Annotated in this window: 18 protein-coding genes; 4 read left to right on the top strand and 14 right to left on the bottom strand. The window is 58.5% G+C overall.

Features of this window, described 5'->3' with window-relative positions:
• Position 1 precedes the first annotated feature (1 nt).
• The 3 genes from P0111_13975 to P0111_13985 all read right to left on the bottom strand — a co-directional run bounded on the left by P0111_13975 (position 2) and on the right by P0111_13985 (position 1460).
• Positions 2 to 262 carry a type II toxin-antitoxin system HigB family toxin gene (locus P0111_13975; protein MDF0645133.1) on the bottom strand — a complete coding sequence of 87 codons (261 nt, stop codon included), beginning with the start codon at positions 260 to 262 and terminating at the stop codon, positions 2 to 4.
• A 282-nt stretch (positions 263 to 544) separates the two neighbouring features.
• Positions 545 to 925 (bottom strand): hypothetical protein, encoded by a 381-nt coding sequence (locus tag P0111_13980; GenBank protein ID MDF0645134.1) that lies wholly within the window; start codon positions 923 to 925, stop codon positions 545 to 547.
• An 85-nt stretch (positions 926 to 1010) separates the two neighbouring features.
• On the bottom strand, positions 1011 to 1460 hold the full coding sequence (locus P0111_13985; protein MDF0645135.1) for a hypothetical protein: 450 nt from the start codon (positions 1458 to 1460) through the stop codon (positions 1011 to 1013).
• A gap of 757 nt (positions 1461 to 2217) precedes the next feature.
• Here P0111_13985 and P0111_13990 point away from each other — a divergent pair.
• From P0111_13990 to P0111_14000, 3 genes are all read left to right on the top strand, one after another.
• Positions 2218 to 3051, top strand: a complete 834-nt coding sequence (locus tag P0111_13990) for an OmpA family protein (protein ID MDF0645136.1) — start codon at positions 2218 to 2220, stop codon at positions 3049 to 3051.
• A gap of 92 nt (positions 3052 to 3143) precedes the next feature.
• Positions 3144 to 5282 (top strand): marine proteobacterial sortase target protein, encoded by a 2139-nt coding sequence (locus P0111_13995; protein ID MDF0645137.1) that lies wholly within the window; start codon positions 3144 to 3146, stop codon positions 5280 to 5282.
• Positions 5246 to 5893 carry a class GN sortase gene (locus tag P0111_14000; protein ID MDF0645138.1) on the top strand — a complete coding sequence of 216 codons (648 nt, stop codon included), beginning with the start codon at positions 5246 to 5248 and terminating at the stop codon, positions 5891 to 5893. The genes P0111_13995 and P0111_14000 overlap by 37 nt, the downstream gene beginning before the upstream one ends.
• A gap of 4 nt (positions 5894 to 5897) precedes the next feature.
• Here the strand turns inward: P0111_14000 and P0111_14005 are convergent, their stop codons facing one another.
• Together P0111_14005 and nhaA are read right to left on the bottom strand one after the other, a co-directional pair.
• Entirely contained in the window at positions 5898 to 6389 is a 492-nt protein-coding gene (locus tag P0111_14005) for a thermonuclease family protein (GenBank protein MDF0645139.1), read from the bottom strand.
• A gap of 151 nt (positions 6390 to 6540) precedes the next feature.
• Positions 6541 to 7935, bottom strand: coding sequence for a Na+/H+ antiporter NhaA (gene nhaA, locus P0111_14010; protein ID MDF0645140.1), 1395 nt, complete (start codon positions 7933 to 7935; stop codon positions 6541 to 6543).
• A gap of 444 nt (positions 7936 to 8379) precedes the next feature.
• Between nhaA and P0111_14015 the strand changes: the two genes are divergently transcribed.
• Complete coding sequence (locus P0111_14015; GenBank protein ID MDF0645141.1) at positions 8380 to 8673, top strand: hypothetical protein; 294 nt, start codon at positions 8380 to 8382, stop codon at positions 8671 to 8673.
• A gap of 54 nt (positions 8674 to 8727) precedes the next feature.
• Here the strand turns inward: P0111_14015 and P0111_14020 are convergent, their stop codons facing one another.
• From P0111_14020 to P0111_14060, 9 genes are all read right to left on the bottom strand, one after another.
• Positions 8728 to 9558: a transporter gene (locus P0111_14020; protein ID MDF0645142.1), complete on the bottom strand. Its 831-nt coding sequence runs from the start codon at positions 9556 to 9558 to the stop codon at positions 8728 to 8730.
• Complete coding sequence (locus tag P0111_14025; protein ID MDF0645143.1) at positions 9509 to 10540, bottom strand: hypothetical protein; 1032 nt, start codon at positions 10538 to 10540, stop codon at positions 9509 to 9511. The genes P0111_14020 and P0111_14025 overlap by 50 nt, the downstream gene beginning before the upstream one ends.
• Positions 10509 to 11102 carry a DUF4396 domain-containing protein gene (locus tag P0111_14030; GenBank protein ID MDF0645144.1) on the bottom strand — a complete coding sequence of 198 codons (594 nt, stop codon included), beginning with the start codon at positions 11100 to 11102 and terminating at the stop codon, positions 10509 to 10511. The genes P0111_14025 and P0111_14030 overlap by 32 nt, the downstream gene beginning before the upstream one ends.
• 205 nt (positions 11103 to 11307) lie before the next feature.
• A complete protein-coding gene (locus P0111_14035; GenBank protein MDF0645145.1) occupies positions 11308 to 12066 on the bottom strand; it encodes a TIGR04283 family arsenosugar biosynthesis glycosyltransferase in 759 nt (252 codons plus the stop codon).
• A 14-nt stretch (positions 12067 to 12080) separates the two neighbouring features.
• On the bottom strand, positions 12081 to 12737 hold the full coding sequence (locus P0111_14040) for a hypothetical protein (GenBank protein MDF0645146.1): 657 nt from the start codon (positions 12735 to 12737) through the stop codon (positions 12081 to 12083).
• Entirely contained in the window at positions 12721 to 13518 is a 798-nt protein-coding gene (locus P0111_14045) for a DUF547 domain-containing protein (protein MDF0645147.1), read from the bottom strand. Before P0111_14045 ends, P0111_14040 begins: the two co-directional genes overlap by 17 nt.
• A 35-nt stretch (positions 13519 to 13553) precedes the next feature.
• Positions 13554 to 14549, bottom strand: coding sequence for a molybdopterin-dependent oxidoreductase (locus P0111_14050; protein ID MDF0645148.1), 996 nt, complete (start codon positions 14547 to 14549; stop codon positions 13554 to 13556).
• Positions 14550 to 14557: 8 nt separating this feature from the next.
• Positions 14558 to 15076: a redoxin domain-containing protein gene (locus P0111_14055; protein MDF0645149.1), complete on the bottom strand. Its 519-nt coding sequence runs from the start codon at positions 15074 to 15076 to the stop codon at positions 14558 to 14560.
• A 122-nt stretch (positions 15077 to 15198) separates the two neighbouring features.
• Positions 15199 to 16422, bottom strand: a complete 1224-nt coding sequence (locus P0111_14060; GenBank protein ID MDF0645150.1) for a hypothetical protein — start codon at positions 16420 to 16422, stop codon at positions 15199 to 15201.
• Positions 16423 to 16431 lie beyond the last annotated feature (9 nt).

Consider the following 16431-nt stretch of genomic DNA (forward strand, 5'->3'; position numbering starts at 1 on the left):
GTTAGCTCCTCCAGCGACCTCGATCATACTCTGCATGCGTCAGCACATGCCGGATGTAGACTTTCTTCCGGTTATAGTGAATCGCTGCGATAAGCCGGAACTTGTTGCCGCCGACATTAAAAACGGTGAACAGATCAATCTGGTCCGCTGATGGAAACGTGGTCCGCAGGGCAGCGAAGGAAGCGTAGTCGGTCTTGCGGATAATCGCGTACCAATGTTGCAATGGCGCGCGGGCTTCCGGATGGATGCTCCAAAAGTCCACCAGTCGTCGACGCGTGATAATGTGCACGAGGCCATGCTATCTCAATATGAGATCGCCGTCAAGGAAGTCTGGAGAGCACAGCATATCGGATAGCGGGCTGTGGGCTGCGTGATGTGCGAGGAAGGCCGCAGGAATTCGACACCAAGCCACAGGAACAGGGTCCGACCCCTTAAAGTTGCTTTTGTTCCGATCAATTGTTTCTCATCGCTGAGAGCCGACCTGTCCAAACAGGCTACAGGTTGATCCGATAAACGATTTCTGACTCTTTTCTCGCTTCGAGTATTAGGGCGGACAAGTTTGGCCTAGTGCGCTTCCGGCTGTGATGAACATGAGAGACTTTGCTTTAGTGGGATGATCGTGAAGATACTTATCCGTCATTGTCTTAAGCTGATCTGAGGTGACGCTCTTGTTTCGAACGCACAAGGCCACATGACGTGTCATTGAACCGATTACATCTAAGGTACGCGCCCTTTCCGCAGAAAGAGTGCCACCTGAAAGTAGAGACGTTCCTAGGACTGTAAGCGTATCGAGATGGCCTGCAGCATATCCGCGCTTGAATTCTTCCGACTGCTGCATCCACCCATTGCCATCTAACTCTGCTTGAGCTCGCGACACCAGGAACAACACTGCCGTAAATACACCGAAGATCAATAACCGTTGCATGATCGTCTCCTCGTTCCTGATAGAACCATCTGGAGCAGATGATCTCTAGGAGTAGGCGGAAAAGCAAAGCCCTTTTCAGGCAGATTCATCGCAGAGCACGTCTGAGTTTCTCAAAGTCCTGTAACGCAATACGGAGCACGCGCATTATCTCCACATATTTTGCGTCGCCGATATTGATGTGGTGTAAGCGTCGCGTGACACCATCCTTAACAGTGATTCGACCGTAGTAATCTGTTTGAGTAACCGGCGAGCGCGATCCCTTAGTGAGCCGCCGATGCTTCACTGTGTTTGCAAGATTACCCACAACACCCATGTATTTGGAGTTGTTGATGCACGATTCGATCTCATGAGACTTTTCAGGATATTGCTCTTTCAGCCAATCTTTCTCATTCCACAGAAATATGAGAAAGCATTTGATCTGTCGATTGAGCTCTCGCTCGGACGTTCGGTAGTGAATCCAATTGGCAATGCGACTCCACAGCGCCAGAATTTCAAACCAGTTATCATTGGCGTTGGTTGAATCAACGATAGGCATATCTCCACTTCCTTAACCAGTAGTCGCGCTTGACTTGCAATGTCGCAAGATACTCTCCAAGAACTCTTCTGGCAACTCTAGAAAGCCAATAGGTATTCGCTGCTCAGCTCAGGATCGACAGGATGTTCAAACCGACTCCCCTAAGGCTGCAGCCTATAAGTAGCTCTCTCCAAGCTTGCTAGTTCCCCCTCCTACCTAAAGGTGCGCCGTGCTGGCCGCTGAGTCTGGCTATCGAACACTTCCATGCTTGCTGGCAGCGGGAGGCTGGTTGAAACTTCACTACGCGCGCTGGCTGAGGTAGTCCTCTGCAGGTGGCGTCGACCATCACTCGCCCGCAGCGGGGTCCCTACACCGGGCGGGGTAAGAGGGCGCACGGCGCGATGAATAAAGAGCGCACGCCTGTGCGCGCAGCCCGGATGGTGAGGCGGCCAAACCGAGCGATGATCTACGACAGGACCCGCTCCGAAACATAAGACGCATGCGGGGCTATCCCCGCATGGCCTGCTGGTCTCCCCTTCCCCGCATGAACCGATCCCGTCCATCTCGCCCATAACCCATTAACTTCATTCGACTGTTCTTCACTTTTATCTCGCTGACTGACCGGCACCTCCGTTGCTCAACCGGCTTGGCATCGACACGCATGCAACAGACGGCTGGAAAGGAGGTGATGCGACCTGAGTGAGAGCTCAATTGTGAGTTTTGAATGATGAGTTGTGAATTTGTCCATCTTATCCAAATGACAAGGGAGGGTTGAGCCATGCAGAAAAGTCCGTCACCAGTCACATCCGGCCCCATCGCGCCGGCCATTTCCGGACCTAAAAAGGATCACGAGGTACTCCTCTTCTCGGGGCTCATCGTGAGCCTGGCTGTCATCATCGGCGGGTTCTGGTACTACAGTTCGATCGAACAGACGACCGCCACCGTTCCCGATCGCTTGACCGAAACCGAGGTCAGCGAGGCGTTGAAGAATACGACGCAACCGGCGGCCATGCCTGTCTCGCTTCCTGTGACCCAGACTCAGGGATCTCTACAGACACCCTCCGTCCCGGACATCATCCACCGAGACCTCTTCTTCGAGGTGGGCCGTAAGGGATTGACCGACGAAGCCAGGTCGATCATCCAGCAACAGGCGGTCCTGCTCAAGAACGACGGCGACCTCGGCGTCCTCGTGCAGGGCTACACCGACCGGCAGGGATCGGCCGGCTACAACCTGGCGCTCGGCATGAAGCGGGCCGAATCGGTGAAAACTGAATTGATGAGCGCCGGCGTAGCGGAGCATCAAATCAAGACGGTGAGCCTGGGCAAAGAAGGCGTGCTCTGCATCGACAACAGCGATGTCTGCCGGCAGATGAACCGCCGCGTCCATCTGGAGATCCGGACGATCGGACAGGAACATATGGTCCCGCCGATCGTCACGACCACGCCCGACTCCACCGAGGCGACGCAAGCGTCGGCAGATCAGAACCAATCATCCGACGAGCAAGGGTCCCTGGGCGAGATGCTCATTCCTTCCGTCGACGCCGCACAACCGGCCGATCCAAACACCACGTCCATCGAATCGGCTTCCGGCGAACCGGCTTCGGGAAGCTGACGACTCTGCCGGATGCCGTTCCTGCATGAGGCCTGCGCCTCATGCAGGAACACCTGCACTGCGCTGTTCACATCCGAAGACACGAGGACCGCATGACGCACAACGCGCTCGCACGCACATCAACCTTCAGATCCACGACACGGCTATTGGTGACATGCCTGCTGACGACATTGGTGCTGCTGTTCGGAGGCCTCCCGACACCTCTCGCCTGCGGAGAAACACTAAGCTCTCCAGACGCTGTTCCAAACCTCATCGGTCTGAAGGACGTCACCCAAGGCAGCCTGCTCTTCAAGACGGCTCAATCGGGCCGTTACCTCCCCGCGCCCATTCTTCACACCGACGTCCGGATCACCGTCACCGGCACGATCGTCCGCGCAAGGCTCAAGCAGGAGTTCGTCAATCCAAGTCGAGGCAAAGACGACTGGGCCGAGGGTATCTATGTCTTCCCGTTGCCGGAGACCGCCGCAGTGGACCACATGCGCATGACGGTCGGAGAGCGCACGATCGAGGGACAGATCAAGGAACGAATGGAAGCCAAGAAGGTCTACGAACAGTCCAAACGGGAAGGCCGGCGGGCGAGCCTGGTCGAACAGGAACGACCGAACATCTTCACGACCTCCGTGGCGAACATCGCTCCTGGCGATCGGATCACGGTCGAGATCGAATATCAGGAGACGGTCCGGTACGATCAGGGCACCTACTCGATCCGCTTCCCGATGGTCGTCGGACCACGATATATCCCCGGCACCCCGGTGGTCATTGAGGATCAGTCGCCTGGAACCGGTTGGTCGCTCGATACGGATGGAGTGACGGATGCCTCTCGCATCACGCCGCCGGTGCAGCATCCGGTCCGCGGCCCGATCAATCCCGTCACCCTATCCATCGATTTGGCCCCCGGATTTCCTCCGGCTCAGATCGATTCTCCTTCCCACCCGATCCTCGTCGTGGCAGAGCCGGACGGGCGACGCCAGATCAGCTTGCGGACAGAACGAGTCCCAGCTGATCGTGATTTTGTGCTGAGGTGGAAAGCCGCCATAGACAGCACTCCGATCGCGACGGCCTACACCCAACATGAGGGCGAGGCATCGTACGCCCTCCTCATGCTCACGCCGCCGGTCGGATCGGACCAGTCGCAGTCCATTCAACCTCGCCAACCTCGCGAGGCAATTTTCGTGATCGATACGTCCGGTTCCATGGCCGGTACGTCCATCGACCAGGCCAAGGCCGCACTGCTGACGGCCTTGAGCCGACTGACGTCTCAGGACCGCTTCAACGTCATCCAATTCAACAGCGTCACCCGCGTCCTGTTCTCGGAGGCCCAGGCCGTCACCGTGGCAACGGTCCGCAAAGCCGTTCACTATGTCGAACGGCTCCATGCCGACGGAGGCACGGAGATTCTGCCGGCGCTGAAGACCGCCCTCAAGGGCACCGCGCCCGCCACCCATGTGCGTCAGGTCATCTTCCTCACCGACGGCCAAGTCGGCAATGAAGACGAACTCTTCGGCGTCATTCAGGAACAGCTCGGTACAAGCCGGCTGTTCACCATCGGTATCGGCTCGGCACCGAACAGCCACTTCATGCGGAAGGCTGCGGAATTCGGACGAGGCACCTTTACCTATGTCGGTAGTACGAACGACGTGAAGGCACAGATGGACAACATGCTCAGAAAGCTGGAACGGCCGGTGCTGACGGACGTCAGGGTGGATGGGCTGGACCCAGCGGATGAACTGTTCCCGCCGCGCATCCCCGATCTCTACGAAGGCGAACCGGTTGTCCTGGCGCTAAAGAGCAAGCGCTTGCCGGCTCTCTTGACCGTTCGAGGCTCGACCGGAACGAGTCAGTGGACCGCCTCGCTTACGCTGACAGACGCCCCCGCGCGCGAAGGACTCTCCATCCATTGGGCACGCCGCAAGATCGACTCCATCATGGACCGACAGCGGCAGGGCCTGGAAGATCCGGCTATCCGGCAAGCCGCCGTCGACGTGGCGCTGGCCCACCACCTGGTCAGCAAGTACACGAGCTTGGTTGCGGTGGACCACGAGCCGGTTCGTCCGACGGACAAGACGCTCGCCACTCATCCCATGAAGGTCAACCTGCCTGACGGACAAGACTATCAGGCAATCTTCGGATTGCCGCGAACCGCGACGCCCGGCCAGATGCAGATCCTCATCGGAATTGCATTGTTCGCACTGGCATGGTTCATAGGACGTTTGTGGCGACAGGCCGGCTGAGTCGGCATCACCAGCTTGGTGGATGGACTGCGGTCTTGATCGGCTGTTTGGTCGTGGCCGGATCGTGGCAGGTGGGACAAGGAATCTGGGTCTATGCGAAGGCCGGGCTTGCGCAGCATCTGCTGCAGCGAGCCTGGTCTCGCAGCCTGGCCGGAAAGGAAGCGGTGCGGCCCTGGCCCTGGGCCGATACCTGGCCGGTCGCGCGGCTCACCGTTCCATCTGAACAGCGAGACCTGATCGTATTGCACGGCGCCTACGGGCGCACCCTCGCGTTCGGACCAGGCTACGTGGAATCCAGTGCGTCTCCCGGTTCAGCAGGCACCACCATTCTGACGGGACATCGGGATACCCACTTTGCATTCTTGAAACAACTCCGACCGGGCGAGCTGATCACGATTCACACGATTGACGGTCACAGCCGCTCCTATCGTGTGACGCAACGGCGGATCGCCGACAGTCGAACGGACGGCATTGCGCTCACGACCGATCGCTCGACTCTGGTCTTGGTGACCTGCTATCCGTTCGATACGCCGATACCGGGAGGGCCGTTGCGATGGGTTGTCGTGGCCGAAGCAGAGGAGGCAGAGTCGCAACGGGAGGGGCAAGTCTGATGGGCTACCGTTTGGCTTTCGCCTGCTGCTTCCATTCCCATGGCGGGACCGGCTTCGGGTCGGACCACAAACCTTTGCCACCGGCCCGCGCCAGCTCTTCGAGCAGTTCGAGGCGCTGGTCGGCGGAGGCCGATCGTTTCCACCACGCCATCCCTTCTTTGAGCAGCTCGCGTCCGAGACTTCGGCCGTCCTGCAGCAGAACCTCGGCGGACAAGCGCCCTTGTTTGTCCGTCGCGAGCCCACGAATGACGACATCGCGGTTTCCAACATAGGCGGTGGTGACTCGCTTGGCCTGCTTGCCGTAGGGCTGCGTCAGTTCAGGGCAATCGATGTCCTTGATCGAGATCGTGTTCGTTCGTCCCCCCTGTCGGATGGTCAATCGGTCGCCTTCCACAACGCTGATGACGCGCGCCACGACATCGGCCTGAGAAGGAACGGGCCACCCAGCCGCCAAGGCCGTTACCATCACGACGACTGAACAGGTTCTCCGCTTCATGCTCGTGACCTATGCTATCCTCTCCGAATAATCCGGCCAATTCTTTCCGGCATTTCGGTCGGTGGAAAGGCCGCTCTGCCATCAAAATGCAGATGAAAAGCCGCCTGTCGATGCCGAAGCAGTTGCCCCTTCATGAGCCCTTCCTCGATCCTCAATGAGACAGTCGAACTCGTCGAAGAACAGCCCACCCGATCAAGCCAGCCGAGGCCGATCCCAACAAGATACCGATCTTGGCTGAAGTGGCCGCCTCAGCCTGTCCGAATGCCAAATCGGTAATGAAGAGCGACATGGTAAACCCGATACCGGCGAGAAATCCGACGCCGATCAGATGCACCCATGTGACGCTCTCCGGCATTCTTGCCGTTCCCGAGAGGATCACGGCCCCTGCTCCGAGTAACACTCCGGCTGGTTTGCCGATCAGCAAACCGATGAGCACACCGAATGCGACCGGATTGACCAGCGTCGCGGCAAACCCGGCATCTAATGTGACGCCTGCATTGGCCAGTGCAAAGATGGGCATCACGACGACGGTGACCCAGGGATGCAGCGCCTGCTCCAGACGCTGCAGTGGCGTCGCCACATTTTTGACTGCCGTCTCCAACCGATGCGCCACTTCATGCTGCTCTTGATTCGCCAGAGGCGAACTGTCGGGGACGGTCACTTGTTCAAAGCGCCGCAAGAGCGCCAGACCGCGCGCCAGGAATTCGCCTCGGCTGAGCTTCGGGCGAGCCGGGATGGTCATCGCGGCTAAGACGCCGGCGATCGTGGCGTGTACCCCCGACAGGAGAAAGGCCAGCCACAGCCCCCCGATACCCAAGAGGCAATAGACCAGCACGTGCCGGATCCCGAGAACATTGGCGCCGATGAGAAGGATCAGAAAGAAAGCCCCGACACCGAGGCTGAGCCAAGAAATCGTCGTGGTATAGAATATGGCGATGACCACGACGGCCATCAGGTCGTCGCCGATAGCCAAGGCTGCCAAGAACACCTTGAGTGACACCGGCACACGGGCGCCCAGTAACCCGAGAACTCCTAACGCAAATGCGATGTCTGTCGCCATGGGGATGCCCCATCCAGGCGCTCCCGGCGCACCGGCGTTGAAGGCCAAATACAAGGTGGCCGGCACGATCGTGCCCCCCACGGCGGCCCCGAGCGGAAACGCCGCCTGCCGAATGGAGGCCAATTCACCCACCAGTATTTCCCTCTTGATCTCAAGTCCGATCACGAAAAAAAACATCGCCATCAGGCCGTCATTGATCCATTCCAACGCTGTTTCTCTCAGCACATGCTGTCCCACGACGAGACTAATCGGGGTTTGCCAGATTTCGTGGTACGTGTTGGCCCAAGGAGAATTAGCCCAGATCAATGCCACCGCGGTGGCCGCCAACAGGAGGATTCCTCCCGAGGACTCCGCATGCACAAATTCTTGGAACGGTCCGACGACGTGCTGAATCGGGGCAGGCCGCTGGAGGCTCGGTTTCTCCGGACCTGCTCGGTTCTCGTCGGATTTCTCCGAGAGGTGCTCCTTGGTGCGTGTATGTTTCATAGAGATCGTGTAGTCGATCACCAATAGTCAGTCAAGGGTTCGTCGTGCCGGAACGTTTCCTTCGGCTGCCGACCATTGCGGAAGCTTACAACGTCGGCGCCAGACCGAAAAGCACTCAACAAAGCAGACAGAAAGGTTTTGAAGAGCAATTCACTCAAACACCGCACAAATTTAACACACTGTTGTGTGATGAACCCCTTGTGAAATGCCGTGAGGTGTTTCGCGTCATCAGGATGTGTATCTCGTGCCCTCTTTTGCCCCAACCGTCTAACCGGACCTCTCAGGTTTGCAGTCAACACCGCGGAGTTCATCACGAAGGAGAATCGGATTACTCCTTGGATGTGGCATTCTAGTTGCTGAATAGCATGGGCGAGAATGCGATCGACGCTACATATCGCGAACTCATCCTGGTTACGTCATACCTCACTGTGGCTTTTCTTGGTCATGTCTGTATTCGGCTGTGCGGCGGCTCCCCCAAAGGAATTGGTCAGCCGTCAGGATCACGTTGGGCTCGCGCACTGGTATCACGCAGAGGCTGCTCGACTGCGGGCCAGGGCTGAAGAGATGCGAGTCATGGGGGAAGCCTACGCGACCATGCAGAATCGACCTTCTCCCAAAGTGACGAAAGAAGAAGCCATCCAGCACTGTGAGCAGTTTGTCCGCTACTATACGAGCGCCGCGAACGAGGCGGAAGCGCTCGCGAACTTTCATGCCGATATCGCCGGAGCCTCTCGGTGACTATGGAATCTCCTCCTGTTGTTCCGGCCTCCAGATGATCCTGGGTTAAGAGGATCAGAACCCCACCGAGAGCCCAACCGTGCTGAAGAACACCGACCGATCCGGTGGCCCCGCAAACTCCGATCCCAACCCCATGTCGAGGACGACCCGGGAACTGACCTGGTGCCGAAGACCCATTCCAATCCCGGTCGGATTGGTCTGACCGGCCACGTTGGACTGGCGAGTAAAGACGTTGGCAATGATGGTGTCCCGGAAACTCGTCGGATATCCCAAGGGGTAACTGACCGCCGCGACCACGCGATACCACCCGGAGCGTTCGTTGTCCTGAGGAGATCCGAGAAACGTGTACCCCACGTTGAGATGCGTTCGCCAGCGACCGAACGAGCGGGTCATGACACCGGTCAGTTCCGTGTCCACGCCCTGCGAATTGACGCCGGTCGGAAATCCCACTCCCGCGCGTACGGCAAAGGCGGGGACGTTGACGGTCTCCGTATTCAACTCGTACAGAACGCCGAGCGAAAGATCTCCGGATCTATCGTCTCCGACGACCGTGGCGGGATCCGTCGCCAGGTTGCTGCTGAGCTCGATTTGAGTATTGGCAAAGGCCCCGATAAGGATCTGAGGTTGGAACACCCAGCGGCTGTTGCCTTGCTTGCGGTCATTGAACAACACGCCTCCTTCCACCCCGATCTCGCCGTGGGGTACCGGATAGGCATCCTCGATGGCAATCGGCCGATTGGGGTCGAGATTGTCGTGATCCAGCGCGGCGGCCAAGGGCGGCAGCATCAGCAGGAGCACCGTCACCGTTTCGAGGATCCTGACTTTCACGGCTCCCTCAGTGCCCGGAATGTCCGCCAGGCCCCGCCGGCTGTGGAGCAGGAGCATGGGGCTGAACTTCTTTCGGCACGATCATGGGATTCGTCGCATCCGCATTGGCCCAGTAGTATTCCCTCACGACCCGATAGATCTCCGCGCGCTTGTCCTCCCACGTCGGAAACACGTCGGTGGTCAGGATGTCGCTGATGGTGTCGTGGAGCATATGGAGGTTATCGAAGATGTGGGCGATCTCGGGGTACTGCGCGGCGAATTTCGGACTCAACTCCGCCGTAAGCGGCATAAAGGTCCATTCCACGGGCGGTTTCTCCAGGTATCCGCGATACGTGCGCAGAATCGGCCCCACCGCTTTCTGTTTGGCCTCCAATGTCGGTGCGGCTGCCAAGGCGTCGTACACGGCCACTTGCAGATAGTGATAGGACCAGATCGTGGCATTGAACAGCGGAAACCTGCGTCGGAACGATTTCGAATAGGGCAGGCTGTCCAACCGGTGATGGTCCAGTGGCTTCGCCGTAATCGCATACTCACTGTCCTGATAGAACGCGAGCACCTTGCGGATGGCGCTCTCCTTGTCTTTGACGTCCGACACATAAATATCGTAGGTGGACCGGTGCAGCGCATGGGCTTCGTCGAAGGTATTCTGCGCCTTCCAGGCCAGCTTCATATAGTTCGGCGCAATCGCCTCCTCATTCGGGTTCAGGACCGGCCGCGACGCGATGAAGTCGAGCGTCTCCCGACGCGCGCGGTCCTCGATGGCGGGGACATCGTGGCCTCCTGTCAGCAGGAGATGTTCGTACAAATTGGAGTGGCCGAAGTCGACTCCGTTGAATTCGATATCGAGCTCCTTGAGATCCTCTCGGAGGGCGAAATTCCAGAAGGCGCGATAATAGAAGCGCTTGTCTCGCTGCTCGAACTGACCGCAGGCGACCAAGGTCAAGGCGACCGCGGCCGTGGCCACGATCGCCCCAAGCGTTGTGCCTGTCCTCTTTGTCCAGATCACGTCAGCACCCGTGATGCGCATGCACCAGGGCATGCCCTTTGCCCTTCGCAATCAACCAGCGGTTCACAGGGAATGCGGCGATACCGGCCACGATCAGCGAAACCGTCAGACTGCCCCAGAACAACCCCGTCCCGAGGCCGGCATCCATGGCACCGGGGATCACCAGCATGATGGCATTGTCTACCACCTCCATCGTCGTCATCGACAAGGTATCGGACGCGAAGGCCAGCCCAAGAGCGCTACTCCACGCCAGTCCGGACTTTCGAAGCGGCCGGAGCGTCATGGCATACCCAAACGCAAAGGCCAAGACCACCGCCAACGCCACCGTCGGCCAGTTACTCCAGCCAAGGGCAGTCCCCACCACCATCCCGAGAATTTCTCCGATGGTGCATCCTGTCAGGCAATGGACGGTGGCCATGAAGGCCGTCCGGTTCAGGGACACGTCCTTGTGCGTCGCTCCGTGGGAGCCATGGTGCTCGTGATGCGCCTGCGGAACCGGATGCTTCCGACGATCCTGCCGGGATTGAGACGTGGCGCAGCAAGATCCCGGTTCCTCTATGCGCGGTAGGACGACGTCAGCGGCGATGTGCCTCATGTGAAACCTCCTTGATGTAGTCGTGATGGCCCTGTCACTGCTACAGACGTAAGAGGCAGGTAATTATTACAGTTCGCAGAAGTGCTTGAAACCGATTCACCTCCTTCTCGTCCCGACCTATGCCCGACGGTGAGCACAGGAGACGTAGCGCAGTTTCGACGAATCGACACTCCGAGGAGGGACCACATTCTCAAGAGGGTCGCCCCTACCGAATATCCTGGAAGAATGCGCGGGGGAGGATCGGCAGGCGGAATTCGACGTGAAGGATGATGAGAAGAACCCGGATGAAACTTTGCCAGATGCCCATCTTCACGAACTTCCGGGCATCGGTCACGACAGGAGGAGAGAGCAAGACCGGGAGGGTCACAGTGATAAGGCGTTCGCAGAAAGCCACATCTTCCAGAATCGGCTGATCGGGGAAGCCTCCCATTCGTTCAAACAACGTACGACGGACGAACAGGGCCTGATCGCCGTAAACGACGCGACTGCACCGACAACGAACATTGTCGAGAAATGATATGAGCTTGAGCCGCCAGTCACTGCCGGAAAACCGATGCATGAAACCGCCGGCCTGAATGGTTGATTCAGACTGCATCGCATTCAATCGTCGAATCGCGCCGTGCGGTAACACTGTATCCGCATGGAGAAAGAGCAACCACTCACCCCGAGCGGCGACGGCCCCGGCATTCATCTGTGACGCGCGGCCTTTGGGTGCCGTGAGGATTCGATGGGGAAGAGGATTCTCAACGCTTCGACCACCCGATGCGGGAGACGACTCCGACGGATGATGGGCATGGCCGGCAGCGTCGATGAATCCAAAGGACTCTGCGATCGTACGTGTGCGATCGCTGCTGCCGCCGTCGACAAGAATCACTTCGTAGGCTCCCTCTTGCCGCAACAGGGCCTCTAAGGTGTGCGGCAGGGCGGCCTCCTCGTTGTAGGCCGGCACGATGACCGAGACCATACGATCACCTCGGCTTAAATCCGATCGCCCATACTTTCTGGCGAGAGCCACGGCGGCAAAAACGTGCCGACATCGGCGGCCCAGGCTGCGGGATCCTCAGCAATCGATTCAAATAGATCGCTCAAAGTAAGAACCATCCGTTCGGTCAGTTCGAAATAGTGTTGCGCCCGACTCCTCAGAGCCGCCGCATCGGTCTGTCCGGCGACTATGGCCCGCTCAAGCATCCGCCGGCCGAATCCATGATGGGCTTCCTCTTGATGCAGTAGTATGCGCCGCAACCGACCGAAGGGGGCGGCTCGCTTGATCAATCCGGCCTCGATACGCGTCAGGATGGCTTCACCCAACCCCTCCAGAATGACCTGTTCGGCCAGGACGCTCTCGATCAGATCCTCCCGAGACAGCGCGTCAACGAGCAATTTCCGATATTCCTCCAAGGCCGGAAGGAGGGGTGTCTCTCCGAGATACCTGGGCACCAGCCACGCAACGGCCCCCTGAAAGACTCTCGCATGTACGGCTTCCTGGCGCGCCTGGCTGAGCAAAAATCGGCGATGACCGGGGTCCATCGTTAAAGCGGCCTGAGCCTTTGCACAGGCATGTGCGAGACGCTCTCCGTGCTCAAGAAACGAAAGTAACCTCGCGATCGGCACCCGTTCATCACTGTGTACGAGCATGGGTCATCTCCTTCGGCGCTGGACCATTGAGACTCCAGTCATAGTCCAGATAGGCGATTCGGTATGCGCCCGGTGTGAGTTCGCGCGCGAGGTCCGCGTCATGTACGTAACGTGCGACAAATTGCAAGACCGAACCGGAATCCCCGGTGAAATCCTCCTCGAACCAATCGAAGATCTTCGACAGGTAGGCGAGTTTCTGCTGTCGATCGAAACGGTTCCTCGTCGGGTCGTTGACGAATGCTCGTGCGGCTTGATCCAGTTGCTCGTCGAGCTGCCTTGGATTGTAGGCCCATGATGGCAATTTGGGACAGGACGACGAGGCACAGACGATGGCGAAATGGATGCGCGGCTCATGAAATTGCTTGCGCAGAATTGCATGTTCGATGTCGCTGAGAGTCAGGCGCACCCCTCCAATCCCACACGTATGCGATTTGAAGAAGCGATACCACCCGATATAGGGCTTCGGGCTGTATCCATGGAGAATGCCCTGAATCGCACAAGCGTTGTAACCGTTGATCCAGAATGCAAGGCGATCGCCATTGGGAAGCGCGGAAGGATTCACGCGATCGAGCATCGTGATATAGGCCCCGAATCTCCCGTCTAGCTGAATCTGTGGATAGTTCACAGAGCCGTCTGTGACAGAGGCCTGGAACACATCGTTCAGCAACTGATGTGATATCTGAGCGGGGTCGACCGGGTCGAGAGGAGTAAATCGCTCGGGGACCGAAGAGCAGCCGGCTTCAACCATTCCCGTGAGGACAATGATCCACACCCAAACCATCGAAGCCTTCTTTCTTGGCGGCCGTCTACCTTTCGTTACGGCTCCACCGTGACGGTGATTTCATGGAGGCCGGTTGCGCCATCGGGTGCCGGTTCTTGTTCCACGCTCGTCTGAAGTGAACCGGTTCCATCCGTTGCGCGAACGATCAGCGTATGTCGACCAGGCGCCGATACGGTCCAGTCATAATTCCAGAACCTCCAGGCGTATGGAGACAGGGATGGCGTCAGGTTGGCGACGTTCCAGCGCTCCCCTCCATCCGCACTGATCTCAACATGGCTGATCCCCCTCGCCCCGGCAAATGCGAGCCCTTCTATTTTCTGATGCAGTCCTTGAACGGTTGATCCGTGACCGGGCACATCGATGCGCGACATCGTCTTGACGACCGCCTCTTCGGTCCATCCCTTCTGTTGATAGTAGCCTTTATAGTCATGGGCCACCACCTCGATTTTCGTCAGCCATTGCACACTTTTCATCCCATAGTGGCCTGGAACAATCGCGCGGGCGGGAAAGCCGTGGCCCAGAGGCAGCCTCACCCCGTTCATGCTGTGGGCGATCATGACGTCACCGGCCATAGCCCGGTCGTACCGGATACTGTCCGAGAATCCATCGGCCCCATGAAGCACGATGTCGTAGGCCTGTGCACCGGCACCGCATTCCTCCAGCAACGAGCGCAACGAAATTCCAGCCCACTCGGCCGTACTGATAAACTCGCCTGCAACGGTATTCCCGACGCATTCGAGAGTCACGACCTGGGTTATGGAGGGCTTAGCCATGAACTGATCATAGGCCAGAACCATCGGCCGTTCCACAAGACCGTTCACGGACAGCGACCAATCGTTGATCCGGATCGTGGGAGGGCTTCGATAGGATGTGGTGTAGAAGTCCTCGTTCGATGTGATGGGGCTGGTCGGTTTCGCCTCACGCCGGCTGAAGATCCGGTCAAGGAGACCGGCCAGAGCGGACATCGGCGTCACAGATAGACCAAGGGCTGCGGCAGCTTGCAAGAATGCACGGCGCGACGTTTGCGGCATGGCCTCCCCTACGACGGCTCCTTCAGGAGCCGCTTGATCCACTGCTCCGTCTCCGTATAACCGCCCTCTCCGATTCGAATGTGCCGGATGATACCCTGCCTGTCGATCACGTACATCGCCGGCCAATAGCGATTGCCGTACTTGTTCCAGGTTGAAAAATCGTTGTCGATCGGAACGGCGAAGCGAATGTCGTGCTCCTTGAGATAACGTTTGACGTTTTCGACTTCGCGTTCGCGCGAAAACTCGGGCGAATGGACCCCGATGACGACGAGGCCTTGGCCGGTGTATTTCTCGTGCCATCGTTTGACGTACGGCTCGACGTTTCGACAGTTATAGCAGCCGAAGGTCCAGAACTCGACCATCACGACTTTGCCTTTCAGCTCATTCAGGTGAAGCGGATCGCTGTTCAGCCAGGTCTGGTTCGTGATGTCCGGCGCCTTCATGCCGACGCTCGCATTGACCACGGCCCACGTGAACAGAATGCCGGCCAAGACCGCCAACAATGCCATGAGAAATCGATCGAGCATGACGTCCTCCTTCCACTCCTACGGAAGTCGTCCATCGACTGGATTTACAGGACAGGGACAGGTACCGGCGAACAAACAGGGACAGGCACCGGCGGCGCCGGGGCCAGTCCCTATTTCGCGCGTTACTTCGCGATCGCGATCGCCGGCGTCGGATACCTCGTCAGGTCCGTCACCGTCATCTGGAACAGGTTCGACAACACGGCAAAGGCCTCCTGGTTCCAACTCGGCACCATCCCCTGGCTGACGGGGAATTTCCGAATGGAATAGTATCGTCCGTCAAAGGACACGGAGAACTCATAGTCGTCCGGCTTCGACGTGGATTCATCGATTTCGAGTGTCCTGGCCGGATTTCGCACGACCGTTCTGGTGCGCGAATCGGGAGGCACCATCATTTCCGGCTCCTCCTCGATACTGCGCGCCACGAAGCCGATGATCGCATTCATGCTGCGGAGCAAGATCGATCCGCGCAACGGATAGTCGCCGCCCGGAAAGCCTTCCTGGATGTCGACCATGATATAGTCCGCGGGATATCGTTGGGCTTCCTCGTGAAGTCTGCGCCGGTCTTCGTTGGACAGCCGCTTGGGATCGTAGTTGGCAATGAGCAGCCGTCCGACCGCCTTGCGTCGCACGGTGTGGATTTTCCCCTCCTGATCGCCCTCCCAGCGGAGCCCTTTCTCCAGCGCGGCGACGACTTCGTCGGGATTCGGCGCACGGCTCGTCTTGACCGTCTGCGACTCCTCAAAAAGGATCGGTTCGACGAACAGCTTCCGCTCCGCGTCCAGTCCGGCCAAATGCAAGAGACGACGACGAAATTCGACATACCCTTCCCCCTGCGTCGGTTGGTTGAACAACACGCGCGCGCCTTCTTCGGTCTCGATCGCGATGCCGCGAGCCATGAGCCGCAGCACCATGTTGATGTCGTACCCCTGGTGGACCAGAAATTCGAACTTGTCCTCGTCGAGGGGACGCAACACGCGCTTGGTGAATTCTTCGCCGGTGATCGGCACGATCGTGATCGTAGGGTTCTCCGCGACGCTCGCGCTGTATTCGAGGCTGATCGCCCGTTCCGCAGCATCTGGAGCGCGTCCGATTCCACCGCTGATCCCCGCGCTGGTACGGAAATCGAACGTGGCCGCCACGCTGGACACCGCCGTGAAATGGACCGGTCGATGATAGCGGGCCCGCGCGATATTCAAGAGCAGGAGATCCGCTTCGACGTAACTGACCGTCCGATCGTACTCAATCACCGCCCGGTGCATGGCAATCGGCGACAAGCAGCCGGTCAGCAGGAAGAGGGCTGAGGTTAAGGTCAAGACTGAGCTGAATTGATTCTGCCTGATCCTCATATGATGTCC

The organism is Nitrospira sp. (assembly GCA_029194535.1).
Taxonomy (GTDB): Bacteria; Nitrospirota; Nitrospiria; order Nitrospirales; family Nitrospiraceae; genus Nitrospira_C.